At 52.9% G+C, this 19,125-nt stretch carries 18 protein-coding genes and 17 other annotated features; of the genes, 16 read left to right on the plus strand and 2 right to left on the minus strand.

Features of this window, described 5'->3' with window-relative positions; all coding sequences use genetic code 11:
* Positions 1 to 389: 389 nt before the first annotated feature.
* Positions 390 to 395, plus strand: a ribosome-binding site (putative RBS for STM0899; RegulonDB:STMS1H001192).
* The 5 genes from STM0899 to STM0903 all read left to right on the plus strand — a co-directional run bounded on the left by STM0899 (position 390) and on the right by STM0903 (position 5,142).
* Positions 390 to 764 (plus strand): Fels-1 prophage protein gene (locus tag STM0899; protein NP_459876.1). Within the gene, positions 396 to 764 belong to an annotated coding region; the region does not span the whole gene. It overlaps the preceding feature by 6 nt.
* Positions 765 to 913: 149 nt before the next feature.
* Positions 914 to 919 (plus strand) — a ribosome-binding site (putative RBS for STM0900; RegulonDB:STMS1H001193).
* The gene (locus STM0900) for a putative Fels-1 prophage DNA or RNA helicases of superfamily II (protein ID NP_459877.1) occupies positions 914 to 2,505 on the plus strand. Within the gene, positions 922 to 2,505 belong to an annotated coding region; the region does not span the whole gene. It overlaps the preceding feature by 6 nt.
* Positions 2,497 to 2,502: a ribosome-binding site (putative RBS for STM0901; RegulonDB:STMS1H001194), on the plus strand. Its footprint overlaps the gene before it by 6 nt.
* The gene (locus STM0901; RefSeq protein ID NP_459878.1) for a Fels-1 putative prophage DNA primase occupies positions 2,497 to 3,470 on the plus strand. Within the gene, positions 2,502 to 3,470 belong to an annotated coding region; the region does not span the whole gene. The genes STM0900 and STM0901 overlap by 9 nt, the downstream gene beginning before the upstream one ends.
* Positions 3,464 to 3,469, plus strand: a ribosome-binding site (putative RBS for STM0902; RegulonDB:STMS1H001195). It overlaps the preceding gene by 6 nt.
* Positions 3,464 to 4,330, plus strand: a protein-coding gene (locus tag STM0902; RefSeq protein ID NP_459879.1) for a Fels-1 prophage protein. Within the gene, positions 3,470 to 4,330 belong to an annotated coding region; the region does not span the whole gene. Before STM0901 ends, STM0902 begins: the two co-directional genes overlap by 7 nt.
* Positions 4,322 to 4,327, plus strand: a ribosome-binding site (putative RBS for STM0903; RegulonDB:STMS1H001196). Its footprint overlaps the gene before it by 6 nt.
* The gene (locus STM0903) for a putative Fels-1 prophage chaparone (RefSeq protein NP_459880.1) occupies positions 4,322 to 5,142 on the plus strand. Within the gene, positions 4,327 to 5,142 belong to an annotated coding region; the region does not span the whole gene. Before STM0902 ends, STM0903 begins: the two co-directional genes overlap by 9 nt.
* Before the next feature lie 154 nt (positions 5,143 to 5,296).
* On the opposite strand, the gene STM0904 is transcribed toward STM0903, so the two are convergent.
* The gene (locus tag STM0904; RefSeq protein ID NP_459881.1) for a Fels-1 prophage protein occupies positions 5,297 to 5,697 on the minus strand. Within the gene, positions 5,297 to 5,689 belong to an annotated coding region; the region does not span the whole gene.
* Positions 5,692 to 5,697: a ribosome-binding site (putative RBS for STM0904; RegulonDB:STMS1H001197), on the minus strand. (Overlaps the previous gene by 6 nt.)
* A gap of 1,049 nt (positions 5,698 to 6,746) precedes the next feature.
* On the opposite strand from STM0904, the gene STM0905 reads away from it, so the two are divergent.
* From STM0905 to STM0912, 8 genes are all read left to right on the plus strand, one after another.
* Positions 6,747 to 7,145 carry a Fels-1 prophage hypothetical protein gene (locus STM0905; protein NP_459882.1) on the plus strand — a complete coding sequence of 133 codons (399 nt, stop codon included), beginning with the start codon at positions 6,747 to 6,749 and terminating at the stop codon, positions 7,143 to 7,145.
* 582 nt (positions 7,146 to 7,727) lie between these two features.
* Positions 7,728 to 7,733: a ribosome-binding site (putative RBS for STM0906; RegulonDB:STMS1H001198), on the plus strand.
* Positions 7,728 to 8,079, plus strand: a protein-coding gene (locus STM0906) for a Fels-1 prophage protein (RefSeq protein NP_459883.1). Within the gene, positions 7,735 to 8,079 belong to an annotated coding region; the region does not span the whole gene. It overlaps the preceding feature by 6 nt.
* Positions 8,076 to 8,081, plus strand: a ribosome-binding site (putative RBS for STM0907; RegulonDB:STMS1H001199). It overlaps the preceding gene by 4 nt.
* Positions 8,076 to 8,696, plus strand: a protein-coding gene (locus STM0907) for a putative Fels-1 prophage chitinase (RefSeq protein NP_459884.1). Within the gene, positions 8,082 to 8,696 belong to an annotated coding region; the region does not span the whole gene. It overlaps the preceding feature by 6 nt. Before STM0906 ends, STM0907 begins: the two co-directional genes overlap by 4 nt.
* Positions 8,682 to 8,687 (plus strand) — a ribosome-binding site (putative RBS for STM0908; RegulonDB:STMS1H001200). (Overlaps the previous gene by 6 nt.)
* Positions 8,682 to 9,178 (plus strand): Fels-1 prophage protein gene (locus tag STM0908; RefSeq protein NP_459885.1). Within the gene, positions 8,693 to 9,178 belong to an annotated coding region; the region does not span the whole gene. The genes STM0907 and STM0908 overlap by 15 nt, the downstream gene beginning before the upstream one ends.
* Before the next feature lie 828 nt (positions 9,179 to 10,006).
* Positions 10,007 to 10,012: a ribosome-binding site (putative RBS for STM0909; RegulonDB:STMS1H001201), on the plus strand.
* The gene (locus STM0909) for a Fels-1 prophage protein (RefSeq protein ID NP_459886.1) occupies positions 10,007 to 10,504 on the plus strand. Within the gene, positions 10,013 to 10,504 belong to an annotated coding region; the region does not span the whole gene. (Overlaps the previous feature by 6 nt.)
* Positions 10,483 to 10,488 (plus strand) — a ribosome-binding site (putative RBS for STM0910; RegulonDB:STMS1H001202). (Overlaps the previous gene by 6 nt.)
* The gene (locus STM0910) for a Fels-1 prophage protein (RefSeq protein ID NP_459887.1) occupies positions 10,483 to 12,599 on the plus strand. Within the gene, positions 10,491 to 12,599 belong to an annotated coding region; the region does not span the whole gene. The genes STM0909 and STM0910 overlap by 22 nt, the downstream gene beginning before the upstream one ends.
* Positions 12,600 to 12,792: 193 nt before the next feature.
* Positions 12,793 to 12,798, plus strand: a ribosome-binding site (putative RBS for STM0911; RegulonDB:STMS1H001203).
* Positions 12,793 to 14,334, plus strand: a protein-coding gene (locus tag STM0911; RefSeq protein NP_459888.1) for a Fels-1 prophage protein. Within the gene, positions 12,799 to 14,334 belong to an annotated coding region; the region does not span the whole gene. (Overlaps the previous feature by 6 nt.)
* Positions 14,180 to 14,185 (plus strand) — a ribosome-binding site (putative RBS for STM0912; RegulonDB:STMS1H001204). (Overlaps the previous gene by 6 nt.)
* The gene (locus STM0912) for a Fels-1 prophage protease subunits of ATP-dependent proteases (protein NP_459889.3) occupies positions 14,180 to 16,372 on the plus strand. Within the gene, positions 14,186 to 16,372 belong to an annotated coding region; the region does not span the whole gene. The genes STM0911 and STM0912 overlap by 155 nt, the downstream gene beginning before the upstream one ends.
* A 13-nt stretch (positions 16,373 to 16,385) precedes the next feature.
* On the opposite strand, the gene STM0913 is transcribed toward STM0912, so the two are convergent.
* Positions 16,386 to 17,060 (minus strand): Fels-1 prophage protein gene (locus STM0913; RefSeq protein ID NP_459890.1). Within the gene, positions 16,386 to 17,057 belong to an annotated coding region; the region does not span the whole gene.
* Positions 17,049 to 17,054, plus strand: a ribosome-binding site (putative RBS for STM0914; RegulonDB:STMS1H001206). It overlaps the preceding gene by 6 nt.
* Between STM0913 and STM0914 the strand changes: the two genes are divergently transcribed.
* The 3 genes from STM0914 (at position 17,049) to STM0916 (ending at position 18,792) form a co-directional block, all read left to right on the plus strand.
* Positions 17,049 to 17,640 (plus strand): putative Fels-1 phage tail component gene (locus tag STM0914; RefSeq protein ID NP_459891.1). Within the gene, positions 17,056 to 17,640 belong to an annotated coding region; the region does not span the whole gene. The two genes, STM0913 and STM0914, sit on opposite strands and share 12 nt — an antisense overlap.
* Positions 17,055 to 17,060 (minus strand) — a ribosome-binding site (putative RBS for STM0913; RegulonDB:STMS1H001205). It overlaps the preceding gene by 6 nt.
* Positions 17,632 to 17,637, plus strand: a ribosome-binding site (putative RBS for STM0915; RegulonDB:STMS1H001207).
* The gene (locus STM0915; RefSeq protein ID NP_459892.1) for a Fels-1 prophage protein occupies positions 17,632 to 18,038 on the plus strand. Within the gene, positions 17,637 to 18,038 belong to an annotated coding region; the region does not span the whole gene. Before STM0914 ends, STM0915 begins: the two co-directional genes overlap by 9 nt.
* A 3-nt stretch (positions 18,039 to 18,041) precedes the next feature.
* Positions 18,042 to 18,047, plus strand: a ribosome-binding site (putative RBS for STM0916; RegulonDB:STMS1H001208).
* Positions 18,042 to 18,792 (plus strand): putative Fels-1 prophage major tail protein gene (locus tag STM0916; RefSeq protein ID NP_459893.1). Within the gene, positions 18,049 to 18,792 belong to an annotated coding region; the region does not span the whole gene. Its footprint overlaps the feature before it by 6 nt.
* Positions 18,793 to 19,125: the final 333 nt, after the last annotated feature.

Raw genomic sequence — 19,125 nt, forward strand, 5'->3', positions numbered from 1 at the left:
AAGCCTACGATGCCGAGCCTGTTTCATACCGAAAGGAGAACCGGGCAAGGCATGAGGCAAACACAAGGCTTCGCCTGTTTGTGAGAAATCAGGGCAGAGCTTTACAGGGGTATACAACTCAGCCGCCCCTGGCAGGAACTAATTCACGTTCCTGATTGGTACCGGGCTTAAAGGTTCCCGGTGGCTGAATCTCAAATCTCATTGCATTTGTGTACTAGTTAAGTGGTACGTACAGGATTCAATGAGAGGAGGGGAGGGGGAGGAGTGCCCGTGTGTTAGTGCGAAGCACTGGAACAGGCTTTTCCAACAGTCAGGTACATAGGTTAAGTAGATCTCTGTAATAGGGCAGAAATAAAAAAATGCCCGTATCGTTAAACTAGTACAAAGAGGGAAAGATGAACACAGATCTGAAGCAAAACTTAATCGCTCTCCTGGAAGAGCAATTCATCCGCTCCGATGACAAAGTTGTTTTCGATTATGTGATGCAGAAAAAAATCAAGTCTCAGGGATACCACCTGCAACGCAATTTCAGCATCAGCATTAGCGGTGGTCGTAAAGGCTTTATTGATTGCCTGGTTGCATCACCTGACGGCCAACAGTGTGCCATCGAAGTTGACAAACGCACACCTCGCAGCCGCTCGCTGTTGAAACTTAGCGAACTGCCTGAAGGGATATCTGGTTTCGTTCTTCTCAAAGACGGTAAGCATCCTTTGCGTTATAGCGAAGGCGGCATCGACGTTATCCGGGCGACGAAATTTAAGTGAATTGAATTAGAAGGGTGGCTGGCAGCTTTTGGGGAGGCCACCAGCCATGTGAGGGGGAATCCATGAAAACCACATCACAAAATCATTATCGCATCGATATGGGGGCTGGACAATGCTGACCATCACGCCAAATTTTGCCCAGGAACGCGCGCTGAACATGCTGCGCCGCGACTGGAAGTCGCATAATACTTTTATGGTGTATGCACCCACTGGCAGCGGCAAAACGGGGTTAGCAGCGTTTATCGTTGACGGTTTCGTCAGTCGCGGAATGCGGGTGATGTTCTGCGTGCCCTACCAGATACTGATCACCCAGACCGCCAGCCGTTTCATTGAGTACGGATTATCGGGTGACGAAATCGGGTACGTATGGGCCAGTCATCCGAACCATAATCCGGCGCTGAAAATCCAGATAGCCAGCGCTGACACGCTTATTCGTCGTGAATTTCCCGACAATATCGACCTGTTGATCATCGACGAAGCACATCTGCGCAAAAAGCGTATTTTGCAGGACATTGAGCGTCTGCGCGCCAGCGGAGTAAAAGTAATTGGCCTGTCGGGTACACCGTTTTCACCGTTTCTGGGCAAATACTATGACCGACTGATTAAGCCGACCACCATCGGCGAGTTAATCCAGCGCGGCGATCTGAGTAAATACGAATTTTACGCTCCGACAAAGCCGGATTTGAAAGGCGTAAAAACCAAGTCTTCGCTTGAGTACGGCAGCGATTACAACGAAGCGCAGCTGGCTGAAATCATGTGCGGATCTACGCTGGTGGGCGACATCGTACAGAACTGGCTGGAGAATGGCCGGGATCTGCCTACCATCGCTTTCTGCGTCAACGTAGCCCACGCCAATTACCTGACAATCCAGTTTAACCTGGCGGGTATTAATGCTGAGGTCATGACTGCCGACACTCCAGTGGATGAGCGTCAGACCATCATTCACCGCTTTGAAACCGGTGCAACGAAAATCATCGTCAGCGTGGGCGTGCTGGTTGCCGGATTCGACAGTGACGTTCGCTGTATCATCTACGCAAGACCAACCAAAAGCGAAATTCGCTGGCTGCAGGCGATCGGCCGCGGTCTTCGCACCGCACCGGGTAAAGAATCCTGCCTCATCTTTGATCACAGCGGCACTGTGCACCGTCTGGGTTATCCGGATTCAATCGAATATGACGATCTTCCCGGCAAGTCTGACGGCATGGAGGAAAGCGCGCGCCGCTCCAGTCAGGAACGGGCCGAAAAACTCCCGCGCGAATGCTCACAATGTCATTACATGAAACCCGCTGGTGTGTACGTCTGCCCGAAATGCGGACATAAGCCGCTGGCAGGTGAAGACGTCGACACCGACACAGGGCGTAAACTCAAAAAGCTGGGTAAAAATCAGCATCGACCCACAAAGGCACAGAAACAAGCCTGGTGGAGTCAGATCAAATTTTATCAGCGCCAGCGCGTATCTCAGGGGAAAAGGCCCGTCAGTGATGGCTGGTGCGCACACACCTTCCGGGAAAAATTCGGTGAATGGCCGAATGACCTGAGTGACTTCCCGATGGAAATTACCCCGGAGGTAAGCAACTACATCAGACACAAACTTATCAGATATGCAAAAGGAAAGGGGAAGGCGGCCGCACCTGCTGAAACTGCCAGCCCCATTCCCGACTCAGACATTACCCACAAGGTAATAAGTGCAAAACGCCAGGTAGAGAATATTCGCAGTATGCTTGGGAGAAGAACAGCGTGAAAACAGCAGAAGCGGCGAAAGGCCGCTGGCCTGAAATTTTAGAGCACTTCGACCTGCCGCCGATAACCGGAAAAAATCACTACAGGGGCGAATGCCCTGTATGCGGTGCACGTGGCAAGTTCCGCATTGACGACCGCGACGGTGCCGGGACATGGATCTGTGTATGTGGTAGTGGCGATGGCATGAAACTTGTCACCCTGACACAGGGGAAGCCATTTAACGAGATTTGTACCGAAATAGACCGTCTGATCGGAAATGATTACCAGCGGGTGAAAATCCCGGTAAACAGCAGCGCCACCAGCTTACGCAAGCGTGTGTTGAGCAAGTTCTCTAAGCTGGAGGCACTGCGTGGCACATCCGGTGCTGCGTATCTCAATTCTCGTGGAATATTTAACCTTCCTGCTGAGGCGATCCGGTTCAATGCCAGGCAGAGACACAACGGGTGTGTATTCCAGTCTCTTTATTCCCTTGCTACTGACGATAAAGGGGAGTTGTGCTATCTGCATCAGACCCTGCTTGATGGTGCCAAAAAAGCAGACATCGGTAGCAGTTCAAAGCGCCTCAAATCCCTGCAGGAAGATAACTATCTGGATCACGCTCGTTCAGTAGCTATCCGCATGTTTCCTGTCGCCAGCACTCTGGGTATCGCCGAAGGCATCGAAACGGCGCTGTCAGCGCACCAGATTTATAAAGTGAACACCTGGGCAACCATTAACAGCGGCTTTATGAAAAAGTTTCGCGTACCAGCAGGAGTTCTGCACCTGATTATTTTTGCCGACCGCGACGAGAACAGCGCCACCGGGCTGGCTGCGGCTTACGAATGCGCTCATGCCAATCTGATGGCAAAGAACGATCTGCAGCGCGTCAGTGTGTACTGGCCTGATCACGGTGATTTCAACAATATGCTCATGAATGGCGATCAGGTTCGTGAGCTGGTTTTCCACAAGAAAAAGGTGGCTGCGTAATGCGTACAGATAACAACGAACATAAAGCACTATTCACCATCCCGACGGCAGCGCACAGCTCCGCCCTGGTAAACGTCAAACCTCTGCCTGAGCAACGTAGAATCACCGGGCATAAACAGACCGACGCCTATCTGTGGGTACTGGAGGTTATCCACCTGAATGAACCTGCACATCTGGACGCTGCAGAAGCTGCGCTGGAGAAAATTAAAATCTCTCCAAAAGAGGCCGGGGAACGGTATTCCCGTTATCTGCTGGCGAATGGCTGCGATCCTTTCCAGATAGCTTTCGGCACCATCGGCATGAATAACCCCGCGAACGCTATTAAATCAGCGCGGGAGAATATCAAAAAGGCCTCTGAAGTGCGCGCTACGTTCGGCAGCTATGAATCTGCAATGGAGGATGTTGAGGCCGAGCGAGTTATTAAGTCTTCTGCAAAATTCATTGATGATTATGACTGGGGATGGACTACGGAGGAACTCGAAGCCGGTCATATTGACGGCGGCCGCATGTTTGAAATTGATGAACAGCGCCGCGTTATGGTAGACGGCTACCGTGACGTATTGCCTGAGCCCCATACGCTGTCAGATGTGGTTCGTGAATTTATTTACTGGGACTGGCTTTATCAGGTTCGTCACACTGCAGGCAGGGAACTCGGTCACGGATATGGTTATTCGGAACATCATAAATCAGTGTGTGACCGTGAGCGTTATCTCGAAAAATTGCTGGCAACAATCAAACCTTTGTCGCGTGCTGAAGCCGTAGAGGTGTGCCGCTGGTTTCTGGCAAGCGGAAAGGATGAATATATGGAAGACAAAGGCGCGGCGGTTATTCTTAATCTGGTTGGAGAGTGTGAAGAATGAAACTGGAAGCATCGCTAAAACACTTCAGCCCTCAGGGGATGCACATCAGCGACAGTGTGAAAGAGACATCGCCGGATCGGCTTACAGGTACCGATATAATGGTCGCTATTGGTACCACCAGCAGCCGTGCGCGCTTCGGCCTGGCTGCTTTCTTCGGAAAGGCCGGGATCAGCAAAACGGATGAGCAACTGGCGGTTCAGGCGCTGGTGCGTCACGCGATGGATACTGCACCGAAGAACGTGCGCAAAGCTGCAGGTGGTGAATTTGGCTGGTGTATGCTGGTACTGGCGCAGTTTGCCTTTGCTGAGTATTCCCGTTCGGCAGCTACCAGCGTGACATGTCACACCTGCAAAGGCAGTGGGCGAATTACCCGAACGCAGACAACCCGCAAAGTGTCTTACCCGTGGGGGAAAGCGCCATACTGGGCCAGTAAGTCCCGCGCTGTCCGCCCGTCCGACTGGGAGAAATGGACGGAGGTAACGGAGATAGTGCCGGCAGTCTGTGAAGCTTGCGACGGTAAGGGAACAATAAGCGCCCGGTGCCGTTGCGGTGGTAAAGGTGAAGTGCTCGACCGCATTGCGACAAAAGAAAGAGGTGTGCCGGTGTTCAAAACCTGTGAACGTTGTAGTGGCGAGGGTTATTCCAGAGTGTCTTCTGCGACCGTTCATCGCGCTATCCTTAAACGTCTTCCGGATCTCCACCAATCATCCTGGTCTCGCAACTGGAAGCCATTCTATGAAATGCTGGTTGATGTATTGTACAAAGGAGAGCGTCAGGCCGCATCAGAATTTGAGAAGGCAACAGCTTATTGATGTAATCGGAACAAATGGCGACAAGTTTTTGCACGATAAGGTTGACTTTGCATAAACTTGTCCTGTATGCTTCTAATCATGCAGAGTTACGCCTGTTGATTATTAATTCTAAATCACCCGCCACCGTGCGGGTTTTTTATGATTAATCTTGTATTCATGTTTCTTTAAGCTTGTTACGTTTGTGTGGGTGTTCAATCCATAGAATGCTAATGTCAGAATGATTTTTATAAAATGTTTTTGCTATTTCATAGGCGCAGTAATTGAGTGAATCAAAAGCATCCTCCCCACTTGAATGCATATATAAAGACAGGGCGTTATTGTTAATAGCATAATGTAGCCATACTCCACCGTAGTACCAGCACGTGATATCTTTATAATCGACAGTATTGGTTCCCTTGTTTTTATTCTTGTCATTCAGCCATTGTAGAAGTGTTTTTTCTGTATTCAGATTTGTATCTGAAGTGATAACAGCTTCCAGAAGGACATCATCCTGGCATGTACGTCTCCTGTACTCCCAACTATGACTGATTTTATAGTATCCTGGCATTTTTGTTCTCCTGATAGCGATGCAGTGTAATTTTTTACTTGCTGCCGATAAAAAATCCCGCTCAAGAAAAGTAAGCGGTCAGTAAATACTGAAGGTAAAGGGGCCTTGCTCCTGCCGTTACACAGGTAAACACCAGCCCATCAGCAGAAACCTGCAAGAAACTGACTGGTGGCAACCGTGAAACATCTCACAATTTATATGCCATTACTGTCAGGTATGAGCAGATAATTCTTAAAATGATAAACCAGCTAAATTATCATGTTATGTTACTGCTGCTACAGTGAATCCCCCTGTGCGGTGGGGTGTAATTGGTTATCAATGGAAACAGCTGTTTGTTTGCCACACGAGTCACGGTATAGCCAGCCAAAGATTCACCGGGAGGCACCCGGCACTGCAGCATACTGATAACAAATATAGCGTGTCCCAAAGGCTCACTTCGGTGAGCCTTTTTTACAGGCGAAAAAAAGCCCGCTACAGAGAGCGGGCACCTGTATCGTCGCAAAATAATGCCAAAGAGATATAAGGTTCTACAAATGTTCCCGTAAAGAACATAGCCTTAATCAAAACTTATGTAAACTTCTATCCGTAGTGCAGTAGACCTTCTTGTTTCTTAGAGCGTGGAGGATGTCTGCTGTTAAAGTTATACTTTAGTAAACCAATAAAAACACAGTTATGGCGAATCCCCCTGAGCGGCGGGGCGACCAGTCAAATATATGTTCCTCGCGAACCATGTCGACTGGTATGTGGTTCACCGGGAGGCACCCGGCACCGTAACAACCGACCGCCACTGGCTCACCCGGACAGATTTCTAAGCTGTAGGTACGAGGTCCGATTTCCGCTGACCGCTCCAGTAAAAGTTTTTCAGTATGAGATGATGGGATTACCATAGTGACTGAAAGCGGCCTGAGTTTGCATGAGTGCTGGCTTATTGAATCAGTGTAATTTTCTGAAAATGATGCTGACAGGCTCTTCGCCATATAAAAGCCTGTATAGTATCACCGCTTATAACAGTGGAAATATGTGTTGAATATCAGAACACTATTTTGTCAGTATTAGTATGTGGATGAGAGTGTTTGTGATACAGGAGTTGAACATGAAATCGGTTATAATGGCTTTGTTTCTGGTTCCGGGGTTATTCATGGCATCTGCTGTTGCAAAACAACCAGAGTCCGCAGCGGTTTACTCACCCGGGCGGGGCGTATTATGTGATCAGTATTTTTGCGCTGACTCAACAGGTATTTCGTTTGTTCTGACAAAGCACTATGCAGGTTCTGTTCAGTTAAAAAAACTGAAATCTATGGGGGATTTTGATCGTACAGCATTTACTTTTTCAAATGGCATTTTTTGTGATGTAAAAGAAAGATTATGTCGACAGGACCGTTACTTTGGCAATGATGGTAAGCGCAGTGGCGTTGTCAATCAGCACTTCACCAAAATTCTATTTGGAAGTAAGTGATGTTTATAAAATGATATTTTGAATGGGCGCTGTTTTTTTGCAAAATTTTTGTGAAAAAATACTGACCTTTGGGCTCAACGCTCATTCAAAATTTACCTGATACTTCGTGTAGCTCCGCTGGTAACGCGGCGGTGGTCCATCGTTACAGGGCAAATTTCAGGCGAAAAAAAACGCCAAGGGAAGTGGCGGGCAGTAAATACTGAATTTGAAAAAAAGCTACTTCATCATCATTAGCAGGGGAGTCTGAACACTTGACCTGGTTATGCAGACATCAACACCTTGCCTGACTTCATCGGTTAAGTTAAACGGATAAATCTCAAATAAACCATGTAAACCACAGTGTTATTATGCAGGTGTTGCGGTGAATCCCGTTAGCACGGGGCAAATTGATCATCTACTTTTGTTAATCAACGTTGCAGCAGACATGAGCGCCGCGAGTCATGGCTGATCAACCAAAGGCTCACCGGGTAGCGATCGGCACTGCAGCACCTACTCTACCCATTACTTAAATCAAAGGCTACTTCGGTAGCCTTTTCTTTTTCCACTCACCCGATACCCGGGTAATTAGTCTCCCGGACAGGGGGAGGTCATGAAAATGCACTTTGATCCCCATTCGTGGGACAGTTGGATCGAACTTTTTCAAAGCTGGTGGCGGGGAGACGTACCCATTGGCGGCGTTGTTATGGCAATCGTTGTTGCGTTTTTCCGCATGGTCTATAACGGCAGCAGCTGGAAAGAAACGCTGTTTGAAGGGTTGCTGTGTGGTTCCCTGACCCTGACGGCGGTTTCTGCGCTGGATTATTTTGATGTGCCGAAAAGTCTGACAATAGCCATTGGCGGCACTATCGGATTTATCGGCGTGAAGAAAATCAGCACCATCATTTCAACGTATTTCAGTAACCGCTTTGGCGGTGGCAACCCCCCACAGGTTTAATCATGAATGAGTTACAATTTCAGCAGGCGGCTGGTATCAGCGCCGGGCTTTCTGCGCGCTGGTTTCCACACATTGATGCGGCAATGAGCGAATTCGGTATTACTGCGCCACTGGATCAGGCCATGTTTATTGCACAAACGGGACATGAATCAGCAGGATTTACTGTTCTGAGGGAAAGCTTCAATTATTCGGTGGAGGCGCTGAAGAAGACGTTTGGTAAACGCCTGACGCCGTATCAGTGCGAAATGCTGGGGCGTATTGATGGTCGCCAGGTTGCCCACCAGCCACAAATAGCCAATCTGGTTTACGGTGGCCGCATGGGTAACAAAGACGCCGGAGATGGCTGGAAGTATCGCGGGCGTGGGCTTATCCAGATTACCGGACTGGAGAATTACACCAGATGTGGCGTTGCCCTGAAACTGGATCTGGTGGCGAATCCGGGACAGCTTGAACTGGAACGTCATGCCGCCCGATCCGCAGCGTGGTTTTTTGTGACTAAAGGGTGTCTGAAATATTCCGGCGACCTGGTACGTGTTACGCAGATCATCAACGGAGGGCAGAACGGCTTCGGCGATCGGCGGGAGCGCTTTGAGAAAGCAAAATCGGTGCTGGTATGAATCTGTTACCTGTATTGCTGAAAAAATACTGGTTGCAACTCTCAGTGACTTTGCTGATTGCTGCACTTGCATGGACAACAGAGCATTACCGCGACAACGCCATTCAGTATAAATCGCAGCGCGATACCGCCAGCCATCGCCTGACGCTGGCGAACGCGACAATTACCGACATGACGAAGCGCCAGCGTGACATTGCCGCCCTCGATGCCAGATATACAAAGGAACTCGCTGATGCGAAAGCTGAGAATGATGCTTTGCGCGATGATGTCGCCGCTGGCCGTCGTCGCCTGCTCGTCAACGCCACCTGTCCCGCAATGCCGACAGGTAAATCCACCTCCGCCGCCCGCGTGGATAATGCAGCCCGCCCCAGACTGGCAGACTCCGCTCAACGGGATTATTTCACCCTCAAAGAGCGAGTGACAACAATGCAAAAGCAACTGGAAGGGGCACAGGACTATATCCGGACACAATGTTTGAAGTGAGGACTAAAATGGAAGAAGCCAGAATTCTGGTAATTATCATGTTCCTTTGTGGTCTGGTGTTAGGGTTCGCGTTTGGGATGATGTGCAACCGGGATAACCAGATATAAAAAATCCCCGCAGTTAAAACGCAGATTAGATCCACGCTGGATCAGCAGATTGACGCTGCCGTCGATACCGCGCTGACCGATATCCTCGGTAGTGATGCTGATAATACGGTTACGCAGTAGGTGAGATCAGGCATTACAGCAGCCCTTCAGTGAGGGGCTGCGATAATATCTTATGAAGGTTAGATTACAGGATAAAAATTAGGTCGAAGTAATAACCCCCTTTCATTGTAATTTTTCCTTCAGCGTATAAATCACAAAGAGAATCGAATGTTTCTTCTTGATCATCGTCTTTAGGGAACCATGAAGGCTGGAAAGCTCTTTTCCCTCTTTCGTGCATAATTTTTTCCATGTAAGGAATAATATTCTGTTTTTTCATTTTCAAAGCCTTTGATTTTAAGCGCAGAGTCTGGCGCTGGTTTACATTAACCAAAGTTACGTCTCGTTAAGACGTTTACGAAAAAATAATCCCCTGTACCACTGGCACGTAAATCAAATTAATAGTAACTATTCTCATTTGTAAAAAGGTACTCCTGGATGATAGGTCTTCCACGGGGCGGCAGCGGCGCGGGATTTGGCGCATTTTTGATTTTTCATGCATCATCATCATGTTGTAACTCATTGTTTTAATATCTTTTATTTTTAAAAGATGATGATTTGTATGTTTATTGTTCATCATCTTCGGCTTTTCCGGGGGAGGGCGCGCTAAGAAACAGCCCCAGAGGTAAAAATGGACGGCGAACTGAAGAACCTCAAATGCAATATCAGTCAGCTTGCCGCTATTACGGGGTTACATCGCCAGACGGTTGTCAGTCGTCTCTCGGGCGTTCCCCTGGCACCGGGAAGCAATGAAAAAAATAAGCTGTATCTCCTGACCGATGTGATCCGTGTACTGATGGAAGCGCCCGTTTCTCAGGCTGCTGAACATCAGGATCCGAATAAAATGACTCCAAAAGAGCGTAAGGACTGGTTTGACTCCGAAAAGGGGCGTCTCTGGCTGGAAAAAGAGATGAAGCAGGTCGTCCCGTTGCCGGAAGTCCGTCAACAAATGGCGGCGATAGTCAAGGCCATTACGCAGGTACTTGAAGTCTGGCCGGATAAACTGGAAAGGGATAAGGGATGGTCTGCGGATCAGCTAAACGAGGCCCAGGATGTGGTGGATGAGGTCAGAATACTGTTAGTTAAGGCAATACAGGAGACCGCAGACGATGACGGGGAATAAATATGGCTCTGCAGCGGCAGTACGCCGGGAGGTTGCTGAATATCTCAGGCCTCCACGCAGAATGCCGGTAGCGGAAGGAATAAAACAATTTATGTTTGTTCCCCGCGGCGCCAATACGGCGGTTCCCTGGGATGACACGTTAACGCCCTACATGAATGAAGCGATAAATACACTGTCAAAACGGGAATATGACGCAGTGATCTTTGCCGGGCCCGCGCGAACAGGTAAAACCCTCGGGCTGATTGACGGGTGGATTGTTTACGGTATTGTCTGCGATCCGGCGGATATGCTGGTGGTCCAGATGACCGAAACCAAAGCCCGCGAGCACTCCAAAACCCGTCTGGCGCGTACTTTTCACCACAGCCCGGAAGTCAGAAAGCGGCTCAGTCCTTCCCGAAATGACAACAACGTCCACGATAAAATGTTTCGTGATGGTTCATTCCTGAAAATTGGCTGGCCGTCCATAACCGTTTTTTCTTCGTCGGATTACAAGCGGGTGGCGCTGACCGACTATGACCGTTTTCCTGAAAATATCGATGGCGAGGGAGATGGTTTTTCCCTGGCATCCAAACGTACCACCACCTTTATGTCTGCGGGGATGACACTGGCAGAGAGTTCGCCTGGTCGGGAAATCACCGATGTGAAATGGCGCCGTTCCTCGCCGCATGAGGCCCCGCCCACGACCGGCATTCTTTCTTTATATAACCGCGGTGATCGCCGGCGGTGGTACTGGCCCTGCCCGCACTGCGGCGACTGGTTCCAGCCCGCGATGGAAAACATGGTGGGTTACCGGGATAACCCGGACCTGATGGCCGCCAGCGAGGCCGCGCGTATTCAGTGCCCGCATTGTCGGGCATTAATTCAGCCGGAACAGAAACGCGGGCTGAATAACCGCGGCGTCTGGCTGAAAGAGGGGCAGTTCATCAATAAAGATGGCGAGATCAGCGGGGAGGCACGGCGCTCACGTATCGCAAGTTTCTGGATGGAGGGACCAGCTGCGGCGTATCAGACGTGGCAGCAGCTGGTCTATAAACTGCTGACCGCGGAAGAAGAATATGAGCGCACCGGCAGTGAAGAAACGCTGAAGGCCGTTATTAATACAGACTGGGGACTGCCTTACCTCCCGCGCATATCCCTCGATCAACGTAAAGCCGAAACGCTGATAGCCCGCGCAGAAAAACTTCCCCCGCGGCGGGTGCCCGACGGTGTCCGTTTCCTTGTCGCTACTGTTGACGTTCAGGGCGGTAAAAAGCGCCGTTTCGTCGTGCAGGTGGTCGGTTATGGCAGTCATGGTGAGCGCTGGATTGTGGACCGTTTCAATATCACCCGGTCACTACGCTGTGATGAGAGCGGCGAGGCCATGCAGATAAACCCCGGCGCGTATCCCGAAGACTGGCATTTACTGATTACGGATGTCCTCGAAAGGGCCTGGCCTCTGGTCGGACATCCTGAGCAGGAAATGAGTGTGTTATGCATGGGGGTGGACTCCGGCGGGGAGGATGGCGTCACGGATAACGCGTATGCGTTCTGGCGCCACTGCCGGCGGGAAGGGCTTGCCGGTCGGGTGTATCTCTTTAAGGGGGACAGTACCGCGCGGTCAAAAATATTCTCCAAAAGCTATCCCAACAATACCGGGCGCAGTGACCGACAGGCCCGCGCCTGCGGCGAAGTTCCGCTCTATCTCCTGCAGACCAATGCGCTTAAAGACCGGATCGCCTCCGCCCTCGACCGTAAAGAGCCGGGGGCAAACTACGTGCATATTCCTGACTGGCTGGGTGACTGGTTTTTTGAAGAACTGACCTACGAAGAGCGCGGCATGGATGGCAGGTGGGCGAAGCCTGGCAAAGGCGCAAACGAGGCGCTGGATTTACTCTGCTATGCCCATGCCCTGGTAATGATCCGCGGCTATGAACGTATCAACTGGGATAATCCGCCGCCCTGGGCGCGCCTGCCTGAGTCTGCACAATCCAGCCGCAACACATCAGCAGCAGTCGACCCTGAACCAGTGACGAATGAGAGTGAAAATCACGAAATGACAGAACAACATAACCCGGCAATGCCGTTTGGCGGCGTGTCCGGCGGAGGCTGGTTATGACCCGGGAACAGTTACTGCAACTGCAGCAGGCTTATTTTGACGCGGAGCTTGCCGTGCTTCAGGGGAAATCCATCACCCTGAACGGACAGTCAATGACGATGGAAAGCCTCGGGGATATTCGCCGGGGGCGAAAGGAGATTGAGGATCGCCTGCGGCTTATGGACTGCGATCGACAACTCTATTCACTGGCGAGGTTCACATGAATTTTCTGGATAAAGCGATTGGCGCGCTGGCTCCGGGGTGGGGCGCGTCCCGCCTGCGTTCCCGGATGGCTATCCGGGCGTATGAAGCCATCACGCCCACGCGTACCCACAGGGTGAAGCGTGAAAATCGAAGTGGAGACCAGCTTATCCAGCTGGCCGGAAAGTCGTTGCGGGAGCAGGCCCGGTGGTTTGACAACAACCACGACCTGGTGATTGGTGCGCTGGACAAAATGGAAGAACGCATTATCGGCGCGAAGGGGATCATCGTTGAACCGCAGCCCCTGACGGGGACCGGTACGCTGAACTCTGTGCTGGCAGAAAAAATCCGCCGGTGCTGGGCTGAATGGTCTGTTTCGCCGGAGGTGACCGGGCAGTACACCCGTCCCGTTCTGGAAAGGCTGATGCTGCGCACCTGGCTGCGTGACGGGGAGGTGTTCACTCAGGTGCTGACCGGAAAAATCAGCGGGCTGTCTCCTGTGGCGGGGGTGCCTTTCTGGCTTGAGGCGCTGGAGCCGGACTATATCCCGCTGGAGAGGACCGACAACAACAGCAACCTGGTACAGGGGATTTATTTCAACGAGTGGCGGCGTCCGGTGAAATATCTGGTCTGCCAGTCCTGGCCGGGAGCGGGCGCTGCGGCAGTCGCCGTTAAAGAGGTGACTGCGGAAAATATGCTGCACCTGCGCTTTACCCGCCGTCTTAATCAGGCGCGCGGCGCTTCTCTTCTTGCCCCCGTCATCATTCGTCTGATGGACCTGAAAGAGTACGAGGACAGCGAGCGCATCGCGGCGCGGATTGCCGCGTCGCTCGGCATGTTCATCAAAAAGCAGGATGTCGGCACTGACGGCTATGTGGCGCCGGAGAAACGTAAAGAGACACAAATCCAGCCCGGTATGTTGTTTGACGGTCTGAATCCCGGGGAGGATATCGGGATGATCAAATCAGACCGCCCGAACGCGGGTCTGGAATCTTTCCGGATGGGGCAGCTTCGTGCGGTGGCCGCCGGACTGCGCGGCAGCTTCTCTTCCATTGCCAGAAACTATGACGGAACCTACAGCGCCCAGCGTCAGGAGCTGGTGGAGGCGCAGGAGGGGTACAGCATCCTTCAGGACAGCTTTATTGCTGCCTTTACCCGTCCTCTCTACCGGCGCTGGCTGGCTGCTGCGGTGGCTTCCGGTGCCATTGAGGTGCCTGCCGGCACGGATATGTCCTCGCTGTTTAATGCGGTGTATTCCGGGCCTGTCATGCCGTGGATTGACCCGCTCAAGGAGGCAAACGCCTGGCGGGTGCTGATACGTGGCGGGGCCGCAACAGAAGGTGACTGGGTGAGGGCCAGAGGGGGCGCGCCTGCCGACGTGAAACGCCGCCGCAAGGCGGAAACTGATGAAAACCGTAAGCTGGGGCTGGTGTTTGACACCGATCCGGCGCATGAAACCGGAGAGCAATCCGATGTTAAAGAGGAAAAAAAGGACCCTGAAAAGTCCACCCAGGGCGATGGCAGCCGCGCGCGGGAAGAACGAAAGCGGCGCTGAATCCTGGTACACCATCCGCGCGGCGGCGGATAACGCGGCCGATATCAGTATTTACGATGAAATTGGTGGCTGGGGAATTTCGGCGCACTGGTTTGCCGAAGAGCTGGTGGCCCTGGGGAGTATCACGCAGATCAACCTGCATATTCATTCCCCGGGTGGCAGTATTTTCGACGGGCTGGCCATTTACAATCTGCTGAAAAATCACCCGGCGAGAAAAGTGGTGTATGTGGACGGTGTGGCCTGTTCGATGGCGTCGGTCATCGCGATGGTGGGCGACCCCGTCATCATGCCGGAAAACGCGATGATGATGATCCACCGCCCACGCGGTATTGCCGGCGGTGAGTCCTCTGATATTCGCGACTATGCCGATCTGCTCGACAAGATGGAAAGCGTCATCATCCCGATTTACGCCGAAAAAACGGGGAAGTCACCGGACGATATTGCCGCGCTGCTCGCCAGTGAGACCTGGATGAGCGGGGCCGAGTGTGTCCGGGAAGGCTTTGCCGACAAAGTTATTCAGCCCGTCCGGGCAATGGCTCATCTGCATTCAAAACGACTTGAGGAATTTGAACATATGCCACAGAACGTCAAAAACATGATTATTGCCCCCCAGGGTAACGCCGGGACACTGACGCAGCCGGAGCCGGAGCCGCAGGCCATCATGACCACGCCGCCGGTGGCGGTCACCACACCGTCGCCACAACCTGCTACCACTGCTCCGGGGACGGATGAAATCACCCTGCGCGCCCGTTTTCAGGAAGAGCAGCGACAGCGTATCAGCGGGATCCAGAATGTGTTTGGTATGTTCGGTAACCGCCACGGCGAGCTGATGGCGCAGTGCATTGCGGATGTGGACTGCAATGTGGACGCGGCAAAAGACAAACTGCTGGAGGCGCTGGGCCGGGGGGTGACCCCCACCAACACGCTGGGCGGGACGCAGAACACACAAAATCCGATGCTCTCCCATATCTATGCGGGGAACGGTAACTTTGCCGGGGATGGCATCCGGGCTTCCCTGATGGCGCGGGCGGGGTTTGAAAGCAGCCAGGCGGATAACCCGTATAACGCCATGACCATGCGGGAACTGGCGCGCATGTCACTGACCGAACGTGGCGTGGGTGTCTCGACGCTGAACCCGATGCAGATGGTCGGGATGGCGTTCACGCACAGCACCTCAGATTTTGGCAACATTCTGCTGGATGTGGCGAACAAGGCCATTCTGCAGGGATGGGAGGAAGCCCCGGAAACCTACGAACTGTGGACGCGCAAAGGCCAGCTTTCTGACTTCAAAACCGCACACCGTGTGGGGATGGGGGGCTTTAATTCCCTGCGTCAGGTGCGCGAGGGGGCAGAATATAAGTACGTCACCACCGGGGACAAACAGGCCACCATTGCGCTGGCAACCTACGGGGAACTGTTCAGCATCACCCGTCAGGCCATCATTAACGACGACCTGAACATGCTGACCGATGTCCCGATGAAGCTGGGGCGGGCAGCGAAGTCCACCATTGCCGATCTGGTTTATGCCATCCTGACCTCCAACCCGAAAATGTCCACGGACAACGTGAACCTGTTCGATAAGGCGAAACACGCGAATGTGCTGGAAGGGGCGCTGATGGATGTGGCATCGCTGGATAAAGCCCGCCAGCTGATGCGTACCCAGAAAGAAGGTGAGCGTCACCTGAATATTCGCCCGGCATTCGTGCTGGTGCCGACAGCACTGGAGTCCGTCACTAACCAGGTGATCAAATCCACGAGCGTGAAAGGCGCGGATATTAATGCCGGCATTATTAACCCGGTGAAAGATTTTGCGACCGTCATCGCCGAGCCACGCCTTGATGATAACAGCCAGTCCACTTTTTATCTGGCTGCCGCCAAAGGCACTGACACCATTGAGGTGGCCTATCTCAACGGCGTGGATACGCCGTATATCGATCAGCAGGACGGTTTCAGCGTCGACGGCGTGACTACCAAAGTACGTATCGATGCCGGGGTGGCCCCGGTCGATCACCGCGGCCTGGTGAAATGTTCCGCATAAATGTCACAGACAACTATCCGAATGGCCCGTCAGGGCTTTTTTTACGTCTGAAATCCGGCCATTCGTGACCGGAACGGAGAAAATCATTATGGCAAAGAATTATGTACAGGCGGGCACCACGCTCGCCATTACGGCCACCGCTGCAGTAAAGAGTGGCAGCCTGGTGCAGGCCGGCGATGTGTTCGTCGTCGCTGTCACCGATATTGCGGCAGGCGCCACCGGGGACGGCATCGCCCACGGCGTTTTCCTGGTCCCCAAACTGGCCACCGATGTGATGGCGGCGGGAAAAAAAGTGTATCTGAAAGACGGTAAGGTACAGCTGGATGCCACCGGCGGACTGCCGCTGGTGGGCGTGACCTGGGCGCCGGCGGCAAAAGGGGAGGAATCTGTGCCGGTACGGCTCAATGGCTAATCCCTTTGACCGCCTGAGCACCAGGATGGACGAGGTGACGGCTGCCCGCTTCGGGCGGCCTGTCCTGATTGACGGGGCGGAGTATGTTGCTGCGGAGGCCACGTTTATGGCGGAACTGGGTGCGCTTTCCGGGGAGGGGACACACCTGATTGTGTTCAGCCCACAGTACAGGCCCGCCAGAAAGCAGGCCGTGCTCTGGCGTGGACTGGATTTTACTGTCACCCGCTGGCAGCGCGTCAACGGAAAATACCAGATTTCACTGGAGTGAATCATGTCTCTGAAGGGGCTCGAAAATGCCATTCGTAACCTGAACAGTCTGGACAGGCATATGGTGCCGCAGGCCAGCGCCTGGGCAGTCAACCGCGTGGCGGCCTCGGCGGTGTCCGCCGCCACGCACCGTGTGGCGAAAGAGGCTGTGGCGGGAGATAACCAGAAAAAAGGGATCCCTTTCCGGCTGGTGAAACAGCGCGTCAGACTCTGGAAGGCGAGCGCAACGGGAAAACACTATGCCCGTATCCGGGTTAACCGCGGCAACCTGCCCGCCATCAAACTCGGCAGTGCACAGGTCAGGCTGTCCCGGCGCGGCGGGAAACTCCTGCGTCGTGGCAGCGTACTGAAAATCGGCCCGTATCTGTTCCGGGATGCCTTTATTCAGCAACTGGCGAACGGTCGCTGGCATGTTATGCGACGCGTGAACGGCAAAAGCCGCTACCCGATTGATGTCGTCAAGATCCCGCTGGTTGCCCCGCTGACGCAGGCGTTTGAAACGGAGAAAAAACGTATGCTGGAGCAGGAGATGCCAAAACAACTGATGTATGCGCTGAAACAACAACTGAGGCTGTATCTGACCCGATGAACAAACACACCCAGATTCGCCACGCCGTGCTGGCGAAACTTGAATCCCTGTCTGGATCGTCCGCCATGCTGCACGACGGTTTGCCGGTCTTTATTGAACCAGAAGAGCTTCCCGCACTGGCTGTCTGGTTGACCGATGCGCAGTTCGCCGGGCAGATGCTTGATGAACGCGACTGGGAGGCCGTTCTCCATGTGGCGGTATTTCTGAAAGCGCAGGCCCCGGATGCGGAACTTGATATGTGGATGGAAGAGAAAATATTCCCCGCACTGGAAGAGGTCAGAGGCCTGGAAAACCTTATCAATACGATGACGCCGCTGGGTTATGACTACCAGCGCGACAGTGAAATGGCAACGTGGGGCATGGCAGAAATCACGTACCGGATCACCTACACCAACTGAGGATACTGTTATGGGCGTACCCAACCCACTGATAAAAACCAAAGGCGCCGGGACCACGTTCTGGCTGTACACCGGACGTGGCGACGCGTTTCACAACCCGCTGGCTGATGACGACTGGCTTCGCCTGGCAGGTATTAAAGATCTGCAGCCGGGTGAAATGACTGCCGATGCGGAAGATGATGATTATCTTGATGATGAAGATGCTGACTGGAAAAGTACCACGCAGGGGCAGAAAAGTGTCGGTGATACCACGGCAACACTGGCCTGGAAACCGGGTGAAACCGGACAGAAGACGCTGGTGGATCTGTTTGACTCCGGCGAGGTCCGTGCCTTTCGCATCAAATACCCCAATGGTACCGTCGATATCTTTCGCGGCTGGCTGAGTTCACTCGGTAAAACCATTACCGCCAAAGAAGTGATGACGCGCACTGTGAAAATCAGTGGTGTCGGGCGTCCCTTCCTGGCTGAAGAAGATGCGCCGTCCGTGATCAGTGTTTCCGGGGTGACCGTGGCGCCGTTAAATGCGTCGGTGGCTGTCGGGGCCACCACCACGCTGACTTTTACCCTCAAACCGGATGATGCCACGGACAAATCCCTGCGTATCGCATCATCCGATACCACGCTTGCCACCGTCACGCAAAAGGACAATGTGGCCACCGTGAAAGGGGTGAAAGCGGGCAGCGTGACTGTCGTTGGTATCACCACGGACGGCAGCCTGGTCGCTGTGGCTCCGGTCACGGTCACTGCCCCTTAATTTTCTTATTCCTGCCCCGGCTCCGGGGCTTTGCGGGAAAAATCATGTTTCTGAAAACCGATACCTTTACATACGGTGGTCATTCCGCCGTGCTCAGTGAATTGTCTGCCCTGCAGCGGGTGGATTACCTGATGTTTATCCAGAGCCGCACCGCGGAATATGACGCCCTGCCGGAGACGCTGACGGAACAGGAGCGGCAGGCCGCGTTTATGCAAATGGGTGTGGATATCAATGCCTGGCTGGTGTCCCGCTCGCTGTGCGAAAGCAAAAAGGAAGACGACGCCCGTCATTTATATGACGCGGTCCGTGCGCAGTGGTCTTTTGACGCGCTGG

Origin of the sequence: Salmonella enterica subsp. enterica serovar Typhimurium str. LT2, from assembly GCF_000006945.2 — a bacterium.
GTDB lineage: Bacteria > Pseudomonadota > Gammaproteobacteria > Enterobacterales > Enterobacteriaceae > Salmonella > Salmonella enterica.

Coding starts and splice junctions, on each gene's coding strand:
- STM0899 (NP_459876.1), top strand. CDS start 396: ATGAACACAGATCTGAAGCAAAACTTAATCGCTCTCCTGGAAGAGCAA.
- STM0900 (NP_459877.1), top strand. CDS start 922: ATGCTGCGCCGCGACTGGAAGTCGCATAATACTTTTATGGTGTATGCA.
- STM0902 (NP_459879.1), top strand. CDS start 3,470: ATGCGTACAGATAACAACGAACATAAAGCACTATTCACCATCCCGACG.
- STM0903 (NP_459880.1), top strand. CDS start 4,327: ATGAAACTGGAAGCATCGCTAAAACACTTCAGCCCTCAGGGGATGCAC.
- STM0904 (NP_459881.1), bottom strand. CDS start 5,689: ATGCCAGGATACTATAAAATCAGTCATAGTTGGGAGTACAGGAGACGT.
- STM0905 (NP_459882.1), top strand. CDS start 6,747: ATGTGGATGAGAGTGTTTGTGATACAGGAGTTGAACATGAAATCGGTT.
- STM0906 (NP_459883.1), top strand. CDS start 7,735: ATGAAAATGCACTTTGATCCCCATTCGTGGGACAGTTGGATCGAACTT.
- STM0907 (NP_459884.1), top strand. CDS start 8,082: ATGAATGAGTTACAATTTCAGCAGGCGGCTGGTATCAGCGCCGGGCTT.
- STM0908 (NP_459885.1), top strand. CDS start 8,693: ATGAATCTGTTACCTGTATTGCTGAAAAAATACTGGTTGCAACTCTCA.
- STM0909 (NP_459886.1), top strand. CDS start 10,013: ATGGACGGCGAACTGAAGAACCTCAAATGCAATATCAGTCAGCTTGCC.
- STM0910 (NP_459887.1), top strand. CDS start 10,491: ATGACGGGGAATAAATATGGCTCTGCAGCGGCAGTACGCCGGGAGGTT.
- STM0911 (NP_459888.1), top strand. CDS start 12,799: ATGAATTTTCTGGATAAAGCGATTGGCGCGCTGGCTCCGGGGTGGGGC.
- STM0912 (NP_459889.3), top strand. CDS start 14,186: ATGAAAACCGTAAGCTGGGGCTGGTGTTTGACACCGATCCGGCGCATG.
- STM0914 (NP_459891.1), top strand. CDS start 17,056: ATGTCTCTGAAGGGGCTCGAAAATGCCATTCGTAACCTGAACAGTCTG.
- STM0913 (NP_459890.1), bottom strand. CDS start 17,057: ATGATTCACTCCAGTGAAATCTGGTATTTTCCGTTGACGCGCTGCCAG.
- STM0915 (NP_459892.1), top strand. CDS start 17,637: ATGAACAAACACACCCAGATTCGCCACGCCGTGCTGGCGAAACTTGAA.
- STM0916 (NP_459893.1), top strand. CDS start 18,049: ATGGGCGTACCCAACCCACTGATAAAAACCAAAGGCGCCGGGACCACG.